The sequence below is a fragment of the Flavobacterium litorale genome (assembly GCF_019613795.1).
In the GTDB taxonomy this organism is placed as follows: domain Bacteria; phylum Bacteroidota; class Bacteroidia; order Flavobacteriales; family Flavobacteriaceae; genus Flavobacterium; species Flavobacterium litorale.
The window spans coordinates 1,517,598-1,537,482 of the sequence record NZ_CP080429.1; the positions used below are offsets into that span (position 1 = coordinate 1,517,598).

Annotated in this window: 19 protein-coding genes; all 19 read left to right on the plus strand. The window is 35.1% G+C overall.

Features of this window, described 5'->3' with window-relative positions:
* The first annotated feature begins 14 nt into the window (after positions 1 to 14).
* The 19 genes from K1I41_RS06815 to K1I41_RS06905 all read left to right on the plus strand — a co-directional run bounded on the left by K1I41_RS06815 (position 15) and on the right by K1I41_RS06905 (position 19,853).
* Positions 15 to 998: an SDR family oxidoreductase gene (locus K1I41_RS06815; RefSeq protein WP_220639630.1), complete on the plus strand. Its 984-nt coding sequence runs from the start codon at positions 15 to 17 to the stop codon at positions 996 to 998.
* Between the two features lie 34 nt (positions 999 to 1,032).
* The gene (locus K1I41_RS06820; RefSeq protein WP_220639631.1) at positions 1,033 to 2,304 is read left to right on the plus strand and encodes a nucleotide sugar dehydrogenase; all 1,272 of its coding nucleotides are present in this window, start codon (positions 1,033 to 1,035) and stop codon (positions 2,302 to 2,304) included.
* A gap of 31 nt (positions 2,305 to 2,335) precedes the next feature.
* A complete protein-coding gene (locus tag K1I41_RS06825) occupies positions 2,336 to 3,727 on the plus strand; it encodes a UDP-glucose 6-dehydrogenase (protein WP_220639632.1) in 1,392 nt (463 codons plus the stop codon).
* Positions 3,728 to 3,816: 89 nt separating this feature from the next.
* A complete protein-coding gene (locus tag K1I41_RS06830; protein WP_220639633.1) occupies positions 3,817 to 4,833 on the plus strand; it encodes an NAD-dependent epimerase in 1,017 nt (338 codons plus the stop codon).
* A gap of 166 nt (positions 4,834 to 4,999) precedes the next feature.
* The gene (gene cysQ, locus K1I41_RS06835; RefSeq protein ID WP_220639634.1) at positions 5,000 to 5,794 is read left to right on the plus strand and encodes a 3'(2'),5'-bisphosphate nucleotidase CysQ; all 795 of its coding nucleotides are present in this window, start codon (positions 5,000 to 5,002) and stop codon (positions 5,792 to 5,794) included.
* Complete coding sequence (locus K1I41_RS06840) at positions 5,791 to 6,219, plus strand: DUF2061 domain-containing protein (RefSeq protein ID WP_220639635.1); 429 nt, start codon at positions 5,791 to 5,793, stop codon at positions 6,217 to 6,219. Before cysQ ends, K1I41_RS06840 begins: the two co-directional genes overlap by 4 nt.
* The gene (cysC, locus tag K1I41_RS06845) at positions 6,216 to 6,809 is read left to right on the plus strand and encodes an adenylyl-sulfate kinase (RefSeq protein WP_220639636.1); all 594 of its coding nucleotides are present in this window, start codon (positions 6,216 to 6,218) and stop codon (positions 6,807 to 6,809) included. The genes K1I41_RS06840 and cysC overlap by 4 nt, the downstream gene beginning before the upstream one ends.
* Positions 6,810 to 6,813: 4 nt before the next feature.
* Positions 6,814 to 7,719, plus strand: coding sequence for a sulfate adenylyltransferase subunit CysD (gene cysD / locus K1I41_RS06850; protein ID WP_220639637.1), 906 nt, complete (start codon positions 6,814 to 6,816; stop codon positions 7,717 to 7,719).
* Between the two features lie 66 nt (positions 7,720 to 7,785).
* Positions 7,786 to 9,045 (plus strand): sulfate adenylyltransferase subunit 1, encoded by a 1,260-nt coding sequence (locus K1I41_RS06855; protein ID WP_220639638.1) that lies wholly within the window; start codon positions 7,786 to 7,788, stop codon positions 9,043 to 9,045.
* A gap of 2 nt (positions 9,046 to 9,047) precedes the next feature.
* The gene (locus tag K1I41_RS06860; RefSeq protein ID WP_220639639.1) at positions 9,048 to 10,493 is read left to right on the plus strand and encodes a lipopolysaccharide biosynthesis protein; all 1,446 of its coding nucleotides are present in this window, start codon (positions 9,048 to 9,050) and stop codon (positions 10,491 to 10,493) included.
* Positions 10,494 to 10,499: 6 nt separating this feature from the next.
* Positions 10,500 to 11,729 (plus strand): UDP-N-acetylglucosamine 1-carboxyvinyltransferase, encoded by a 1,230-nt coding sequence (locus tag K1I41_RS06865; protein WP_255566896.1) that lies wholly within the window; start codon positions 10,500 to 10,502, stop codon positions 11,727 to 11,729.
* A 7-nt stretch (positions 11,730 to 11,736) separates the two neighbouring features.
* A complete protein-coding gene (locus tag K1I41_RS06870) occupies positions 11,737 to 12,249 on the plus strand; it encodes a serine O-acetyltransferase (RefSeq protein WP_220639640.1) in 513 nt (170 codons plus the stop codon).
* A 3-nt stretch (positions 12,250 to 12,252) separates the two neighbouring features.
* On the plus strand, positions 12,253 to 13,113 hold the full coding sequence (locus K1I41_RS06875; RefSeq protein ID WP_220639641.1) for a sulfotransferase family protein: 861 nt from the start codon (positions 12,253 to 12,255) through the stop codon (positions 13,111 to 13,113).
* 20 nt (positions 13,114 to 13,133) lie between these two features.
* Positions 13,134 to 14,000 carry a UDP-N-acetylmuramate dehydrogenase gene (gene murB, locus K1I41_RS06880; RefSeq protein WP_309508968.1) on the plus strand — a complete coding sequence of 289 codons (867 nt, stop codon included), beginning with the start codon at positions 13,134 to 13,136 and terminating at the stop codon, positions 13,998 to 14,000.
* Between the two features lie 6 nt (positions 14,001 to 14,006).
* Positions 14,007 to 15,167 carry a glycosyltransferase family protein gene (locus K1I41_RS06885; RefSeq protein ID WP_220639643.1) on the plus strand — a complete coding sequence of 387 codons (1,161 nt, stop codon included), beginning with the start codon at positions 14,007 to 14,009 and terminating at the stop codon, positions 15,165 to 15,167.
* 24 nt (positions 15,168 to 15,191) lie between these two features.
* A complete protein-coding gene (locus tag K1I41_RS06890) occupies positions 15,192 to 16,487 on the plus strand; it encodes an EpsG family protein (protein ID WP_220639644.1) in 1,296 nt (431 codons plus the stop codon).
* 13 nt (positions 16,488 to 16,500) lie between these two features.
* Positions 16,501 to 17,607, plus strand: coding sequence for a polysaccharide deacetylase family protein (locus K1I41_RS06895; protein WP_220639645.1), 1,107 nt, complete (start codon positions 16,501 to 16,503; stop codon positions 17,605 to 17,607).
* 4 nt (positions 17,608 to 17,611) lie between these two features.
* Complete coding sequence (locus tag K1I41_RS06900; RefSeq protein ID WP_220639646.1) at positions 17,612 to 18,748, plus strand: polysaccharide (de)acetylase; 1,137 nt, start codon at positions 17,612 to 17,614, stop codon at positions 18,746 to 18,748.
* Positions 18,738 to 19,853 (plus strand): glycosyltransferase, encoded by a 1,116-nt coding sequence (locus K1I41_RS06905; RefSeq protein ID WP_220639647.1) that lies wholly within the window; start codon positions 18,738 to 18,740, stop codon positions 19,851 to 19,853. Before K1I41_RS06900 ends, K1I41_RS06905 begins: the two co-directional genes overlap by 11 nt.
* Positions 19,854 to 19,885 lie beyond the last annotated feature (32 nt).

The window sequence follows — 19,885 nt, forward strand, 5'->3', positions numbered from 1 at the left end:
TTTTAATATCAGTAATGGATAATATGATTGATAAGAAAATCCTTATAACAGGAGGAGCTGGATTTATAGGTTCTAATTTGTGTGATTACTTTCTGGGTAAAAATTATAAAGTAGTTTGTTTAGATAATTTTGCTACAGGACACAGAAAAAATATTGAGAATTATTTGTCTAACCCAAACTTCAAACTGATTGAAGGTGATATTCGTAATTTGGCTGATTGCCAAAAAGCTACTGAAGGTGTAGATTACGTACTTCATCAAGCCGCACTTGGTTCTGTACCACGTTCTATAAAAGACCCAGCAACAAGTAATGATGTAAATGTTGGAGGTTTTATGAATATGCTTATAGCAGCCAGAGATGCTGGGGTAAAGCGCTTTGTTTACGCTGCAAGTTCATCTACCTATGGCGATTCTGAATCGTTACCAAAAGTTGAAGATAAAATAGGGAAACCACTATCTCCCTATGCTGTTACTAAATACGTTAACGAGCTTTATGCCGATGTATTTGGTAAAACATACAACATGCAAACAATAGGGCTTAGGTACTTTAATGTATTTGGCAGACGCCAAGACCCTAATGGTGCATATGCTGCTGTAATACCAAAATTTGTAATGCAGTTTATGAAGCACGAAAGTCCTGTGATAAATGGTGACGGAAATTATTCGAGAGATTTTACTTATATTGACAATGTTATTCACATGAATGAATTGGCAATGACTACCGATAACCCAGAAGCTGTAAATACAGTATACAATACTGCTTATGGTGATAGAACTACGTTAAACGACCTAATTGGTTATTTAAAAGAGTTCCTATCAAAATATGATGCTAAAATTGCAGAGGTAGATGTAGTACACGGCCCTAACCGTGCTGGAGATATACCACACTCACTAGCTAGTATTGATAAAGCTAAGACTTTACTGGATTACAATCCTCAATTTTCTATAAAACAAGGTCTTGAACAGGCTGTACAATGGTATTGGGAAAATCTGAAATAATTTTTTAAGTAATCGTTTAAATTGTAGATAATTAATGAAAATAGCAGTAATAGGATTAGGGTATGTAGGGTTGCCATTGGCAAGATTGTTCGCAACAAAATACCCTGTAGTAGGATTTGATATCAATCAGCCAAGAGTTGATGAATTAAATTCAGGTGTAGATAGTACACTGGAAGTAGAGAACGATCTTTTAAAATCAGTATTAGTTGCTACCCCTGCACAAAAAATAGGTCTATATTGTAGTACAAATTTAGACGATATTAAAGACTGCGACTATTACGTAGTTACTGTTCCTACTCCAGTAGATAAAAACAACAGACCAGATTTAACACCACTATACAAATCAAGCGAAGCCATTGGCAAAGTACTTAAAAAAGGAGATATTGTTATTTACGAATCTACCGTATATCCAGGGGTTACTGAAGAAGAATGTGTTCCTGTATTAGAACGTGTTAGCGGACTTAAATTCAACGAAGATTTCTTTGCAGGATATTCTCCAGAGAGAATAAATCCAGGTGATAAAGAACATACTGTAGAAAAAATATTAAAAGTTACCGCTGGTTCTACACCAGATGTAGGAGAGAAGGTAAATAACCTTTACAAATCGGTAATTACAGCGGGTACGCACCTTGCGCCAACTATTAAAGTAGCCGAAGCGGCAAAAGTTATAGAGAATTCGCAACGCGATATTAATATTGCTTTTGTAAACGAATTGGCAAAAATATTCAACTGTATGGATATTGATACGCATGCCGTGCTTGAGGCTGCTGGTACAAAATGGAACTTCCTTCCTTTCAAACCAGGATTAGTAGGAGGGCACTGTATAGGTGTAGATCCATACTATCTTGCACAAAAAGCACAAGAAGTAGGCTACCATCCAGAAATAATTCTTGCAGGAAGAAGGCTTAACGACAGTATGGGCGAATACGTTGCCTCTCAGGTAGTGAAACTTATGATTAAAAAAGGTGTTATAGTAAATGGCTCCAATCTTTTAATGTTGGGTATAACATTTAAAGAAAATTGTCCTGATGTACGTAACACTAAGATAGTAGATGTTATTAAAGCACTAAAAGAGTACGGTATAGCTGTAACTATATTTGACCCATGGGCAAACAGCTCTGAAGTTGAGCATGAATATGGATTAACAACAGTGAACACGATGCCGAACGACAAATTTGATGCAATAGTATTGGGTGTATCTCATAAAGAATTTGCAGACATGGATTTTGGTGCCGTACGAAAAGAAAATAGTGTAGTATATGATGTTAAAGGTATTTTAGGTACTGCGGCAGACGGCAGACTATAATGCATTAATCATATTAGGATAAGAAAATAAAATGAAGATAAAAAATATTTGTTGTATCGGCGCCGGATATGTAGGAGGACCTACAATGGCTGTTATTGCTCACAAGTGTCCTGATATTAAAGTTACAATTGTAGATCTTAATGCGCAACGTATAGCGGATTGGAACGATGAGAATACAGATAATTTACCTGTGTATGAGCCAGGACTTGATGAAATTGTAAAGTCGGCAAGAGGTAAAAACTTGTTTTTCTCTACCGATGTAGAAAAAGCTATCGATGAGGCAGAAATGATATTTATATCTGTAAATACCCCAACAAAAACCTATGGTTTGGGTAAGGGTATGGCTGCCGACCTTAAATATATAGAGCTTTGTGCAAGACAAATTGCTGCTGTAGCAAAAAACGATAAAATTGTAGTAGAAAAATCTACATTACCAGTTAGAACTGCTGAGGCAATTAAAAACATACTAGACAATACGGGTAACGGTGTAGAGTTCCAAATACTCTCTAACCCAGAGTTTTTGGCTGAGGGTACTGCTATTGACGATTTATTGGCTCCAGATAGAGTTCTTATAGGCGGTGATACTGATGCAAAAGGACAAGAGGCTATAGAAGCACTTGTAGATGTGTACGCTAATTGGATAGCTAAAGATAAAATACTTACTACCAACGTATGGTCGTCAGAGTTATCAAAACTTACTGCTAATGCATTCTTGGCGCAGCGTGTATCTTCAATAAACGCAATGTCTGAACTATGTGAAAAAACAGGTGCAGATGTTAACGAAGTAGCACGTGCCATAGGTATGGATAGCCGTATTGGTCCTAAATTCCTAAAATCATCAGTTGGATTTGGAGGCTCATGTTTCCAAAAAGATATTTTAAACCTTGTTTACATTGCTAAGTCATACGGATTAAACGAAGTGGCAGATTATTGGGAGCAAGTAATTATAATGAACGACCACCAAAAAAGACGTTTTGCGGCTAACATTGTAAAAACACTTTACAATACCGTTTCAGGAAAGAAAATAGCGTTTTTAGGTTGGGCATTTAAAAAAGATACTAATGATACCCGTGAATCAGCAGCAATATACGTAGCTGATGATTTATTGTTTGAGCAAGCAAATATTGCAGTGTACGACCCTAAGGTAGAAGAGCAAACAATTTTTAGAGACCTTGATTATTTAGCAACAAGAACACCAGATGAGAATAGAGAAAGTGTTACTGTAGTTAACAATCCTTACGAGGCTTGTAAAGATGCACATGCCATTGCAATACTAACAGAATGGGATGAATTTAAGAATTACGACTGGGATAAAATATATGCGAACATGAAAAAACCAGCATTTGTTTTTGATGGTAGAAATGTTCTTGATGCAGAAGAAATGCGTAGTAAAGGCTTTGTGTTTACTGCCATTGGTAAGTAACGCCTTTTTAAATTAAAATAAGTCGCGTTTAACATCGCAGCCTCTATAATAATATAGTACTTTTATTTAATACGATTAATTATATAAATATGAAAATATTAGTAACTGGTGCAGCAGGTTTCATAGGATATCATTTATCCGAAAAACTGCTATCACTAGGTCATACAATAGTTGGTTTAGATAGTATTAACGACTATTACGATGTTAACTTGAAACTTGCCAGGTTAAGCCAGCTTGGTATAGAAAACGTAGAGGACGGCAAATTACTTTCGGGTAGTAAACATAGTAACCAGTTCAAATTCATAAAACTAAATCTGGAAGATAAAGAAGCTATTAATAATTTGTTCCAAACAGAGCAGTTTGATAGTATTTGTAACCTAGCAGCTCAGGCAGGAGTACGCTATAGTATCGAAAATCCGCATGCGTATATTGATAGCAATATTGTTGGTTTTATAAACATACTAGAAGCTTGCCGCAACTTTAACGTTAAAAAACTAGTATATGCAAGTAGCTCTAGTGTATATGGCTTAAACGATAAAATACCTTTCTCTACAGATGATAACGTAGATAATCCAGTAAGCCTTTATGCTGCTACCAAAAAAAGCAACGAGTTAATGGCACATACCTATAGCCACCTGTTTGGTATAAAAACCATAGGACTTCGTTTCTTTACAGTATACGGCCCGTGGGGAAGACCAGATATGGCAATGTTTTTATTTACAGATGCAGTATTTAACAACAAACCAATAAAGGTGTTTAACGAAGGCAACCTATCGCGTGATTTTACCTATATAGATGATATTGTACAAGGGGTTGTAGCAACACTGCTTGAAGAGGGAGATGCTAATGCACCATTATACGAACTATACAATATAGGCAATAGCCAGCCAGTTAAACTAATGGATTTTATCTCGGAGATAGAAAAAGTTACCAATAAAACAGTAGCTAAAAATTATTTGCCAATGCAACCAGGAGATGTAGAGAAAACATGGGCAGATACTAGTGGACTTGAAAAATCGTTCAATTATAAGCCCTCTACGGGAATAGACGTAGGAGTTAAAAGATTTGTAGATTGGTATAAAACCTATTACAACATACAAAACTAGTATAAAAAGTACTTATTAATGTTTTGTTAAACTTGTTTTAGATAAATAGTACAAAACTATTCTGTTGGATGTTTTATATTTGCAGCTTAATTTTTTGCGAAGTACGGCATAAATGAGCATCCAAAATTCGTTCATAATTAAATAACATACAAAAAGCAGTCCTTATATGAAGCAGATATACAATACAGCAATACAAGCAAGTATTGAAGCAGGAGAAGCAATAATGAAAATCTATGAAAAAGATTTTGAAGTTGCCTATAAGGAAGACGCTTCGCCACTTACAGCGGCAGATAGTGCGGCTAACACCGTAATAATGCGTTATTTATCTTCTACAGATGTTCCTGTAATAAGCGAAGAAAATAAGCAACTACCTTACAACGAACGTAAAGATTGGACTTCTTGTTGGATTGTAGACCCGCTAGATGGTACCAAAGAGTTCATAAAGAAAAACGGAGAATTTACTGTAAATATTGCATTGGTTACCAATGGTGCACCACAGTTTGGTGTTATATATGTACCTGCTGTAAAAACGCTGTACTATGGCGATATTGCTACAGGAAAATCATACAGAGCGGTACTTAATAATGTAGATGATAGTGTTGAAACTATTATAGCCTATGCCAAAGAAATTAAGCCTACTCCAGATGAAGATATATTAAGAGTAGTAGGAAGTCGCTCACACATGAGTCAAGATACACAAGACTTTGTTGATAGCCTTAAAACTAAAACAGATAAAAGTATAGAGATAGTATCAAAAGGAAGTTCGCTTAAATTTTGCCTTGTAGCAGAAGGGAAAGCAGATGTTTACCCTAGGTTTGCACCAACAATGGAATGGGATACAGCGGCGGGTCAGGCAATTTGCAAAGCAGTAGGCTTATCTGTAATAGATAATACTACTAAACAAGAAATGGTATATAACAAAGAAAACTTGTTAAACCCTTACTTTTTGGTTTCTTTATGAGAGACAACTCGCGCAAACGACATATTGCCAAAACTATTACATGGCGTATAATAGGCACTATAGATACCATGTTGTTGGCATGGCTTATTTCTGGAGACCCAATGATTGGTTTACAGGTTGGTTTTGCCGAGGTAGTTACAAAGATGATTTTATACTACATACATGAGCGTGTGTGGTTTAAAGTAAACCTCTCAAAAGGAGGTCGGGTTTTAGAAAGTCGTAAACGACATATTGCCAAAGCTGTAACATGGCGTTTTTTTGGCACAATGGATACAATGCTATTGGCATGGATTATATCTGGAAACCCATTAACAGGTATGAAAATTGGTTTTGCGGAAGTAATTACAAAAATGGGATTGTATTATATACACGAACGTATTTGGTATAGAACAAATTTTGGTTTATCTGAACGACAAAAGAAATGAGTAATAACATAATAGCACACGATTATATCGTTTCTCGAGAGAAACGCAACCAAAAAAACAACCATAACTCATTTGTAATTTGGTTTACAGGACTTTCAGGCTCAGGAAAATCAACCATAGCCAATAAAGTTGAAGAAGCTTTGTTTGAAATAGGTATAAAAACCTATACCTTAGATGGAGATAATATCCGTATGGGTATAAACAAAGGCTTAGGTTTTAGTGAAGATGACCGTCATGAAAATTTGAGACGAATTGCAGAAGTTGGGAAACTTTTTGTAGATGCAGGCGTAGTTACAGTAGCCGCATTTGTGTCGCCTTTGCAAAAAGATAGAGAATTGGTTAAAAGCATTATTGGGGCAAACAATTTTGTAGAAGTTTTTGTAGATACAAGCCTTGAGGAATGTGAAAAAAGAGATGTTAAAGGGTTATACAAAAAAGCACGTGCTGGCGAGATAAAAAATTTCACAGGCATTGATGCACCTTACGAAGCACCGACACAACCCAATGTTTTAATAGAAACAGAAAAAGAAAGTGTAGCGGCGGCAGTAAAAAAAGTAGTTACATTTGTAAAGCATAAATTAGAACTTTAAAGTTATGAGTAAGTATTATCTAAATTATTTAGATGAATTAGAGTCTGAAGCAATCTTTATATTAAGAGAAGTATGGGCGCAATTCCAAAATCCAGTAATACTATTTTCTGGAGGTAAAGATTCAATTGTGGTTACACACTTAGCTAAAAAGGCTTTTCATCCTGCAAAAATTCCTTTTGCACTAATGCACGTTGATACAGGACATAATTTTCCTGAAACCATAAAGTTTCGTGATGACCTAGTAAGAGATATGGGAGTTCAGCTTCTTGTAGGTTCTGTACAGGAAGCTATTGATACGGGTAGGGTAGCAGAGGAAAAAGGTAAAAATGCAACTCGTAACACACTACAAATTACAACGCTGCTAGATGCAATAGAAAACAACAAAGTAGATTGTGCTATTGGAGGAGGGCGTCGTGATGAAGAAAAAGCACGAGCAAAAGAACGTTTCTTTTCACATAGAGATGAATTTGGACAATGGGATCCTAAAAACCAACGTCCAGAATTATGGAATTTATTAAACGGAAAACATTTTCAAGGAGAACATTTCAGAGCTTTTCCAATAAGTAACTGGACTGAAATGGACGTTTGGAATTATATAAAAAGAGAAAATATTGCCATACCATCATTATACTTTGCACACGAGCGCGAAGTAGTATGGCGTAATGATTCTTGGATACCAAAATCAGAGTTTTTAAAACTCGATGGTAGCGAGGAGATTGTTACCAAAAAGATTCGTTTTAGAACTTTAGGAGATATTACCATAACAGGAGGTATTGAATCGGATGCGGACACCTTGGCAAAAATTGTAGACGAAGTAGCTACAATGCGCCACACAGAAAGAGGCAACCGCTCTGATGATAAACGCTCAGAATCTGCAATGGAAGACAGAAAAAGAGAAGGTTATTTTTAATCAAATTACCCTTATACCTATTTAGTATCAAATTTATAACTACTAACGAATTAAACGAATATACGAATGCAAATCAATAACAATCAATTATTACGATTTACTACAGCAGGAAGTGTTGATGATGGTAAAAGTACACTTATAGGACGTTTACTGTATGATTCTAAATCTATATTTGAAGACCAACTAGAAGCTATTGAAGCAACAAGTAAGCGAAAAGGTTTAGGTAAGGTAGACTTGGCTCTTTTTACTGATGGACTTAGAGATGAGCGTGAGCAAGGAATTACTATTGATGTAGCCTACCGTTACTTTACAACACCCAAGCGAAAATTTATTATTGCAGATACTCCAGGACACATTCAGTACACCCGAAATATGGTTACTGGTGCATCTACAGCCAATGCAGCAATTATATTAATTGATGCTAGGCATGGTGTAATAGAGCAAACAAAGCGCCATGCTTTTATCGCTTCGTTGTTACAAATACCACATATTATAGTGTGTGTAAACAAAATGGATCTTGTAGATTACGATGAGAAAATATATAATAAAATTGTAACACAATTCGAAGAGTTTTCATCTAAACTTAACGTAAAAGATGTTCGCTTTATTCCTATTAGTGCATTAAACGGCGATAACGTTGTTAATCGCTCAGAATTAATGGACTGGTTTAATGGTTCGCCACTACTACACGCTCTAGAAACGTTGCATATTAGTAGTGATATTAATAAAATAGATGCTCGTTTTGCAATACAAACAGTGATACGGCCACAACGTGAAGGATTTATTGACTATAGAGGTTATGCTGGTAGAATTAGTAGTGGGATATACAGAGTAGGAGACGAGATAGTAGTACTTCCATCAGGATTTACCTCAAGAATTAAATCAATAAATGCAGGAGAGGACGATATTGATGAGGCATATGCCCCAATGTCGGTAGCAATAACCTTAGAAGATGATATTGATGCTAGTAGAGGTAATATGATTGTTAAGAAAAACAATCAGCCAGAAATGATTCAAGAATTTGATGTAATGCTATGTTGGTTACACAATAATCCTGCGCGTCCAGGTGCTAAGTACACCCTAATGCACACATCCAATGAACAACGTGCTATAATAAAAGAAGTTGTTTATAAAATAGATATTAATACTTACGAAAGAGATACGGAGAACAAAGACCTTGCAATGAATGATATTGGCAGAATTAAAATACGCTCTGCGCAAAGTATTATGGTAGACCCTTATCGTGATAACCGTAATACAGGTAGTATTATCCTTATTGACGAGGGTACTAACGAAACAGTAGCAGCCGGCATGATTGTCGGGTAGTTATGAGTAAAGGAGTCGAAAATAAAACGAAGAAAGGACTTTTTTGGGATTTGGCTGGAAGTTTTTTCAGGCAGTTCGCAGCCTTTTTTGTTTCAATAATATTAGCAAGGCTTCTTTCACCAGAAGAATTTGGTATAGTCGGTATGTCACTCGTTTTTGTGAGTATCACAGAGGTATTTATAGATGTAGGCTTTACCAGTGCACTAATACAACGGAAAGAAGTAAAAGATATCGTTTATTCGTCCATTTTTTATGTAAACCTAGGTATAAGTGTCGTACTAGCCTTATTAATGGTATTAGCAGCACCATATATAGGCGATTTTTATGAAGAACCCAAAGTTGCTCTAATATTAGAATATCTTGCATTAATACCAATTATAGCAGCGTTTGGCAGAGTACAATCTGCCATACTAACTAAAAAGATGGACTTTAAAAGTCTATCAATTAGGGGTGTTGTTTCAACTATAGTTGGTGGTATAGCAGGAATAATAGGAGCCTTAACAGGTATGGGAGTTTATAGTTTAGTACTGCTCCAAATATTTACTGTTCTTACATCTACTGTTTTGTTATGGTTTGCAACAGGTTGGCGACCCAAACTTGAGTTTTCTGGTACAGAAGTAAAATCGTTACTAGGCTATTCCAGCTTTGTGTTTTTTGACCAAGCACTCCGAAAAGTATTCAATAAAATTGATACTATCTTTATAGGTAAGTATTTCTCAGCTGCTACGTTAGGTTTTTACACTAGGGCAGAATCGTTAAAAGCACAAATAGATACATATACCTCTAATAGTTTACGTAAAGTAATGTTTCCTGCTTTAAGTGCGTTGCAAGATGACCCAGAGGGATTTAAAAGAGCATATTACAAAGCATTCAATATTGTAACAGGCGTTATAGTACTTTTAGTAGGACCTATATACTTCCTGTCAGAACAAATTATAATAGGACTTTTAGGAGATAAATGGCGACCAAGTATTATATTTTTTCAAATATTACTTTTCGCTGCCCTTACAAGCCCTCATGTTGGTATGATGGCGCAAGCTGTTTTAGCAAAAGGCCATTCCAAACTAAAATTTCAAATAGGACTCATACAGCGTTTCCTAAAACTTACACCAATAGTATTTGGTATATGGTTTGGTGTAGTGGAGTTTGCTATAGCCGTTGTAGGCGCATCAACAGCAGTATTTTTTGTATACTCATTTGTGGTACACAAAAGATTAGATTTGAATTTTGCAAAGCAAATGAAAAGTATACTTATACCGAATTTAATTTTTGGCGTATTTATTCTTATTTTTCATTTATTCGGAGAGTATGTTAATGTATGGATATATGCAACACTATTTTTATTATGTGACGTACTTTTCTTAAAATTAATAAAACATGAAAGCTATTCTGTTATTCAGAGTACTTTAAAATCAGTAACCCAAAAAATATCAAAATTTAAACGATAATAAATTATGGCATTATCTATATCAAGAACTAAGTTAAATGGCCTTGTTAAGGTTAGTGGCGCAAAAAATAGTTCACTTCGTTTATTAGCAGCATCCCTGTTAACAGAGGATACCCTTTACTTGACTAATTTTCCTAACGGACTTTTGGATGTGCAAGTACACCTAAAAATGCTAGAGGCATTGGGCAAGGTAGTAGTATCGGCTAACGATACCGTATCTATAGCCAAAGGGCAAGAAAATATAAAAACACAGCTTATTTGGGATGAGCGTTCTATACGAAATACACTTTTAATATTAGGAGCTCTTACAGCACGTTACGGCGAAGGTAAAGTACCATTGCCAGGAGGTTGTAAACTTGGCGAAAGAAAGTACGACCTACATGTTATGTTACTTGAAAAGCTTGGAGCAGAAGTATGGGAAGAGGGCGACTACCTTTGTGCTAAAGCAAAAGGAGGCAGGTTAATAGGTAATGAGATACATTTACCAATGCGCTCTACAGGTGCAACAGAAAATACCATTATAGCATCGTCCCTAGCAAAAGGTAAAACAGTTTTATACAACCCGCATATCAGACCTGAAATTATGGATTTGATTGAGATGTTGAATAAAATGGGAGCTAAAATAACCGTATTCGGTCAACGTTCAATAGAAATTGAGGGTGTAGATTATCTATCAGGAACCAAGCATGCTGTTATCCCAGATAATATGGAGGCATTAACATGGGCAATAGGTTCTGTTATTACCAATGGCGAGGTAGAGATAGAAAATTTCCCTTACGAGCACCTAGAAGTACCATTGGTATATTTAAGAGAAAGCGGTATGAAGTTTTACCGTGGTGAAACCAGCCTTATTGTTAAAGGCGGAACAGCCTATCCAGTAGAAATTAGTACAGGACCTTACCCTGGTATAAACTCAGATATGCAACCTTTGTTTGCAGTGTACGGGGCAATGTCAAAAGGAGAAACTAAGATTGTAGATTTACGTTTCCCAGGCAGATATGCATATGCTGAAGAGTTAGCAAAACTAGGTGTAGACTCAAAAGTAGTGGGAGATATGCTTGTAATAAATGGAGGTAACCCATTACATGGCGGTACAGTTCGTGCGCTCGATTTGCGCGCAGGTATAGCACTATTATTAGCTGGTATGACTACTGATGAAGAGGTTATTATTGAGGATGACTGGCAAATATACAGAGGTTACGAAAACCTGGAAGAAAAATTAAAAAATTTAAAATAACAGCATCTTGGGACTCTTAAAGCAGATAAATAGCGACTTACATCATTGTGGATCAAGAAGTATCCACCGTAAGGCATTAACATTCCTTTTCAATGTATCTTTTAGGCTTACATTAAATTACAGGTTAGGCTATTATTTGGCTAAAAGAAGAAACTTTATTGTAAATATTATATTACTGTACCTTAAAAAAAGACAGTTAGTAAAATACGGGTGTGATATATCATACCAGGCAATAATAGGCAAAAATATTAGTTTTCCGCACCCTATAGGTATTGTTATAGGAGTAGGAACTGTTATAGGAGATAATGTTAAGATATGGCAGCATGTAACCTTTGGTAGTAAAGGAGAGGCAACAATGTCATATCCAAATGTAAAGTCAAACGTAAAAATTTTCAGTTCGGCACAAATCATAGGAGGTGTAACTATAGGAGAGAACGCAAAAGTAGGCGCATTCTCATTAGTACTCAAAGATGTTCCAGATAACGCAACAGCAATAGGTATTCCAGCAAAAACAAAATAATATATGGTTCCAGATTTTATATTAGGCGGAGTTATGAAAAGTGGCACAACATTTTTACATAATTTACTCCAAAATCATCCACAAGTAAAAATCATCGATCGAAATATGGATCATGCCTATTTTGATGACGATAGAATTTTTGAACGTGGCAAAGAGTGGTACCTTAGTCTTTTTGATGGTGCAATGGCAGATAAAAAGGCAGGTAAGCTAATTGGTCAAACCTCTGCCGATTGTAATTTTAATCCAGGTAGTGTAAAGAGGATAATGGAGCACAACCCAGATACAAAATTAATATTCATATTACGTCACCCCATAGACAGAGCGTACTCATTATACTGGCACCAATATGGTATGGGACGAGAATTTAGAAAATTTGAGCAAGCAATTGCCAAAGAGCCAGAACTTATTAAAAAGTCATACCACCACTTAAAACACTACTCTTACATGGAGCGTAGCAGGTATAATGCACAATTTAAAGAAATAACAGAGTTAGTTCCTGCTGAAAATCTTTTAATTCTGGATTTTGAATCGTTAGTAAAAAATACCAAACCAACCGTAAATGTTGTGTTAGAGTTTTTAGGCTTAAATAAAATAAATAACGTAGAGGAATTAAACTTTTCCGAATTACCTAGAAATCCAGCAAAAATACCAACAAACCATACCGTAGTACTGTTTTCTGCTTTTCTGCAAAAAATAGGTTTAGTACCTGTTGGTAGAAGGATTGTTAACCTGTTTAGAGAGCAGGTTCGTCCTCCTAAGATGAAAGATGATACTAGAAAAATGTTAGAAGAAGAATTAAAGGAAGATATTATTTTCTTTGAAAAAGTAAAGGAAGATTTTAAATCAAAAACGGCAAATCAATAGCATATTAACCTAACCTAAAAATTAATACATTGAAAGTAGAGCATAACTTTGACCTGACAAATTATAATAGCTACCGTATTAAAGCAATTTGTAAACGTGCTTTTTTTCCTAGTGATGAAAAGGATTTTATAGAAGTTTTTAGTGATACACCCGAATCTAAAATAATTATTGGAGGCGGATACAACATCATTTTTGCTAAAGAAAACTACGATTTAGATTTTGTTATTGTAGGTGAAAGCTATTCAGGTATAAAGCTAGAAGAAGATAATATAATTGTTTGCGAATCAGGCGCAAATACTAAAGATCTTAGTGAGTTTGCATTAGCGAACTCTTTATCAGGTGTTGAAATATTTTACGACATTCCTAGCTCCTTAGGAGGTGCTGTAGTTATGAATGCTGGAGCAAGTGGCGAAGAAATAAAAGATATTTTAGTAAAAGTTAGATACCTTGACTTAGAGGATATGACGGTTAAGGAAATATATAAAGAAGATATTGGTTATCAGTACCGAAATAGTTTATTTCAGCGCGAAACAAATAAAATTGTTTTAAAAGCCTGGTTACGATTGGAGCCTGGTAATGCTGCGGATATACGAAGTAAAATGGAAACCATTAAAGAAGCAAGATGGGCAAAGCAACCAAAAGAATACCCAAATGCAGGTAGTGTGTTTAAAAGACCACCAGGGCATTATGTAGGACCAATGATTGACGAATTGCAACTAAAAGGCTACAGAATAGGTGGAGCAGAAGTCTCTAAAAAGCACGGAGGCTTTATTGTAAATATTGATAATGCCACAGGTATGGATATTATTAATATAGTAAAACATGTACAAGCAAAGGTTAAAGAACGATATGGTGTGGATCTTGAAATTGAACAACGAATTATTTAAATAGCTATGAATATACTCTTCCTAATATCTAATGATGGTGGAAATGGAGTTGGAGGACACTATAACTCTTTAAATCAAGTTAGCCGCGAAATGGCAAGAGAACATAATGTTAAAATACTTACATTAGGTTCTGCCACTAGCCCCGTTATTGCAAGCAACCCCTATTTCGAAAAACATATAAAAATCAGCAAAGGGCTAAAAGGTCTTTCAGGTTTTAATGCAGAACTTAAGGCAATGAAAAAAACATTCATGCCAGACGTTATACATTGTTTTGATACAAACTCACTAAACAGGGTAATTACATTATCGGCACTATACAAAGTGCCAATAGTATTAAATAAATGTGGCGGTAGAAATCCGCTAAAAGCAAACTATCAGCACGCAGATGCTATTGTTGTATTTAGTACCGAGAACCAAGAATGGTTTTTTAACAGTGCTAACTATAATAATGATGATATATTTTTGATAGCTAACCGAGTAAGAAAGCTTGAACTATTAGAAGAATCTCAAAGAAAAGAAACTAAAGCTAAAGACAAAATTACGCTTGTAAGGGTAAGTCGTTTAGGAGGTGCTTACGAGCACACTTTAAAATCAGCCTATAACTTGGTAGAAGAGTTAGGTAAACACTATCCTGTAGAGCTTATAGTAGTAGGCAGGATACAAGATAAAAATAGGTTTGCGAAACTTAAAGAAGAAGCCGAAACACGTAAACTACCAGTAAAGTTTATTACAGATGAGAGAGCTGCTAAAGGTTCGGACTTTTTATATTTAGCCGATTTTGTAGTAGGTACAGGTAGAAGTTTTATGGAAGCAACTTCGTTAGGAGTACCATCATTAGCACCAGCATCTAATGCAGACCAGCCAATACTAATAAACGAAGACAATTTTAAAGATTTCTTTAAAAATAACTTTTCAGAGCGTAATATAGCAAGCGATAAATCATTAAAAGAGAATTTATCAAACGTTAAGGAACTTATTGATAATAAAGATAAATACGAGCAAGCAAGAGCTACAACACTAACAATTTTTAAAGAAAATTTTGGTACAGAGGGTATATTGCCCAAATACAATGTTGCTTACGCGTACGTTACCAAAAAGAAAGTAAACAGATTTAAACTGATTATTAATAATTTACAATATCTTGTTAAGTATTTGTTGGGTAAATAAAACTCAAGCAGGCACCTTATAATAATGAAGCAGAGCCAGACCAAAGGATTATCGATATTATTATTGTTCATTTCCCCGTTAATGGGATTGTTTTGTGGTGTTAAATATTTATCATGGCAAAACAGAAAATTAATCATAATTCTGTTTTTTATATTATACGGATCATTACTAAAATACGGAGCAGAATCTGATGCTGCAGTATACATGGCATTATTGGACAATTATTCCAATATGTCCTTTTCGGAGTTTTTCATCTGGTTAAAGCATATCTTAATGCTCGACCCTTTGCCAAATTCACCCAATGATGTTTACGTACACTGTTTAGCTTTTTTCTCTGCGGGTATAGTTGGAACTAAGGCTATATTTTTCCCTATAGTAGCTGGAATTTATGGTTACTTTTATGTAATGGCAATGTCCAAAATTTTAAAATGGGACAGTACCCGAAAGGTTACATTATTATTATTATCAGTTGCTTTTTTATTTATCATACACCGTAGTGTTACTAGCTTTCAAACCGTTAGGACGTGGACTGGAATGTGGATATTATTTAATGGGGTTTTAGGCTACCATCAAACAAAAAACAAAAAATATCTGTTTTTAATGCTTGCTGCACCTTTAGTACACTTTGCCTATTTAGTAATTTCTCTGCCAATATTTGCATCATTATACTATAAAAAAATACCCAGTTTTGCAGTAATAGGACTATATATACTCTCGTTTTTCACAACTTTAAATCCAGGTGGAATTTTAGATGTATCTAAAGACAATTCTCTGGCGGAAGAGAAAGTAGGAGCATATTACAGGCAGAATGAGTACGGCGAATCTATAGATCCTATTTTGGAAAGGCGAGAAAAATCCAATGCAGTATGGTATGCCCGTTATGGTAAAACAGATGCTGTATACTATGGAGGTCATGCCTTTGCCCTTTTTTTGATACTAGGAGGATTTTACCGAAAGCGGATGACACCCGTTGAAGCAGGCTTGCTAACAGCAGGTTTATTAACAGCCACTTTAGCCAATTTCGGTACGTTTTCGTATGCCTTTTATAGTCGTACTATGGCAAATGCGGTTATCTATATACTTGCTACTGTTGCCTTAATGACGGCAAGAGGGGCATTTCAGCAAAATACAATGCTAAGCCCACAACTAACAAAATTTTTTCAATGGATATGCGTACTCATTTTTTTACCTAAAATGGTGTTTTTTATTGCAGATTTTTTAGTATTTACAAGCGTATTTATATTAGGGATGCCTTTTGTAGGATGGGTAAGTGAAGATCTTAATATATCGATACGTGAATTTTTGGGTGAAATATTTTAAAAATATAAATTAGATGTTAGCAAAATTAGTAAAAAACCTTTCGAACTTGCCAGGTTGGCGCAGTAACAGGAAAATTGTTGTAATAGAGAGTGATGACTGGGGAAGTATCAGAATGTCGTCTTCAAAATCTTACCAAGATTTGGTTAGTGCAGGTGTTACACTTGGTAAAGGAGCAGGAGCAAGATACAATCAATATGATACGCTTGCTTCTCGAGAAGACTTATCTTTTTTATTTGAAACATTGAAGAATGTTAAAGATAAAAATAATAATGCAGCAAAAATAACTGCGGTTAGCCTATCGGCAAATCCTGATTTTGATAAAATAAAAGAGAGTGGTTTCGAGAATTATTACTATGAACCATTTACCAAAACTTTAGAAAAATATAACAGAGAAAATACATTCCCGCTTTGGAGTGAAGGCTATAACTCTAATATTTTTGTGCCAGAATTTCACGGGCGTGAGCATTTAAATATACAAGCATGGCTAAGGGCGTTGCAAGCTGGAGATAAAGAAGCTTTACTAGCCTTTGAACACGGTATATGGGGCTACAACAGAAAATCAGGGATTGGCTTTCAGGCGGCTTTTGATTTAGAGTATGCTAAAGATTTGGAGGAACAAAAAGAAATTGTTAAAGACGGGTTAAGGCTCTTTGAAGAACTACATGGTCGTAAAGCCAAGTTTTTTGTTCCGCCTAACGGTCCTTTAAACAATCAGCTTGAAAAGGTGGCAGCCGATGGAGGTATAGTATATATGTCATCTCCTAAAATACAGAATGAGCCGCTTGGAGAAGGGAATACTAAAAAGCATTTCAGACACGTAGGAAAACAAAATAAGCATAAGCAAACTTATATAACCCGTAATGCCTTTTTTGAACCTTCGGGTTCATCAAGAAATGAAGTTAACAGATGTCTTGCAGAGATAGAGTTGGCTTTTAAATGGAAGAAACCAGCAGTTATAAGTTCTCATAGAGTTAATTATATAGGCAGTTTGGATAGTGCTAACCGCGATAACAATTTAAAACAGCTTAAAGAACTGCTTACTACAATAATGAAAAGATGGCCAGATGCGGAGTTTATGACTTCGTCAGAGCTTGGAGATATAATTACAAAACACAACTAAACAAATGTTCAGCAATCTTAAGAGTACACTCAGTAGGACGCTTACCAATGCTAAGGGATGGCGAACTAATAAGCGTATTGTAGTTATAGAAAGTGATGACTGGGGAGGGATAAGGATGCCTGATAAGGCTACAAGAGATGCTTTTCAGGAAAAAGGGTACAACATCATGAGTAACCCTTATTGTAAGTACGATACTCTCGCAGACTCTGAAGACTTAAAAAGGCTTTTTGCAGTGTTACTTAAATATAAAGATAAAGAAGGTAGTCATCCTTCTATAACAGCAAATACAGTAGTTGGCAACCCCGATTTTGAAGCAATAAAAGCATCGGGATTTACGGAGTACAGTTATAAACCTTTTACCACTACGTTAAAAGAATATTATCCTGGAGATGATGTATATGCTATGTGGGAAGAAGGGATGGCGAAAAAAGTATTTATACCCCAATATCATGGTAGGGAGCATTTAAATGTACCTTTGTGGCTCGAAATATTGCGCAGTAATAACAAAGTTTTTATTGATGCTTTTGAAATGGGTTTTTGGGGACTACCCAAAAATTTATATGATGAAAACATCTTTAATGTGCAGGCAGCATACGGTTCGGCAGAAGAACAGGATATTGCCTATTATAAAAACGCTATTAAAGAGGGGCTTAATTTGTTTGAGAGTATATTTAAGTTCAAATCCAAAACATTTATAGCTAATAACTATACATGGTCTCCTAAGCTTCATCAAACGCTTAAAGAAAATGGTGTAATAGGTTTTCAGGGGATGAAATACCAAAAAATACCTACCCAAAATGGAACTACTGTAGATCTTTACCCTGCATACACAGGAAGAAAAAATGAACTGAAGCAAGTATATATGGTTCGGAATTGTATTTTTGAACCTTCACAAATGCCTGCGTCATTCAATAATGTGAAAAATTGTATAAAAGATATAGAAAATGCTTTTTTATTTAAAAAGCCTGCAATAATAACTAGTCACCGTCTCAATTTTATAGGGGTTATATCGCCTGAAAATAGAAACCGTAATCTTGTTATGTTGGATGAGTTATTAGCACAAATTCTTAAAAAATGGCCTGATGTGGTTTTTATGACTTCAGATCAGTTAGCCGATTATTTATATGTTGATGGACAGTAAGAAAAAAACATGCTTCCTTATACCTTCGGTAAAATCTGGAGGAATAGAGACCTATTTATTAAGGTTTTTGAAGTATCTTGACGGAGATGCGAATGTTACGGTATTAGTTAGAAGCAATAGTAAAGGAGAACTGTATGAGGCGTATAAAGCTACAGGTGCTAAAATAGTTTTTAGGCCTTTAGGATATTTCAATCTGCCTAACATGTTTTGGTACTATCGTTTTTTCAAGAAAGGAAAATTTAATGTTATATGCGATTTTAATGCAAATTTTGCGGGTATTCCTATATTCTTAAGTAAATTAACAGGCATAAGAAACCGAATAACTTTCTATAGGCAAAGTAGTCATCATTTCAGTAAAACTAAATTTAGAGTAGCATATACTAACTTTGTTAACAGGCTTGTATATAAACACAGTACGGCAATCTATGCTAATTCTGAAGCAGGATTAAAATTCTTTTTTCAAAATGAATATCCACAGGATAAGCGTTTCAAAGTAATTAAAAACGGTGTTGATATTAATGATTTTGTATCATCAGAGAATGTTGATAAAAATGGGTTAAGAAAAAAGCTTGGGCTTCCATCAGATAAATTTATTATTGGACATACAGGACGCTATGCCGAGGCTAAAAATCATCATTTTTTACTCAATGTGGCAAAGGGAATTATATCGCAGGATGATTCTGTACTTTTTGTACTTATTGGTAATGATACTGATAAACTGATGCTCCTCGTAGAACAATTAGGTATAGTAAACAATGTTTTAATATTAGGCTATAAGAGTAATATACCAGAATATTTAAAGGCTTTTGATATGTATTTCTTTCCTTCTGTTACAGAAGGTCAACCCAATGCACTTATAGAGGCTATGATTTCGGGACTCCCTGTTATAGCATCAGATATTCCGCCAATTAGAGAATGTATGCCGCAGGAAGTATCATTTAGCTTAATAGACCCATATGATGTTGAAAGTACCGTTATAAAGCTGATTAATGCTAAAACGGAACTTGGTAAATATGTATTTCAACAACATGCGATAGAAAATTTTGACTCCGTAAAGCAGTTTAAATTATTTAAAGATTTATTATTTAAGAGTAAAGAACAGTAGATACTTAATAGCATAATATTATATGATTAGTA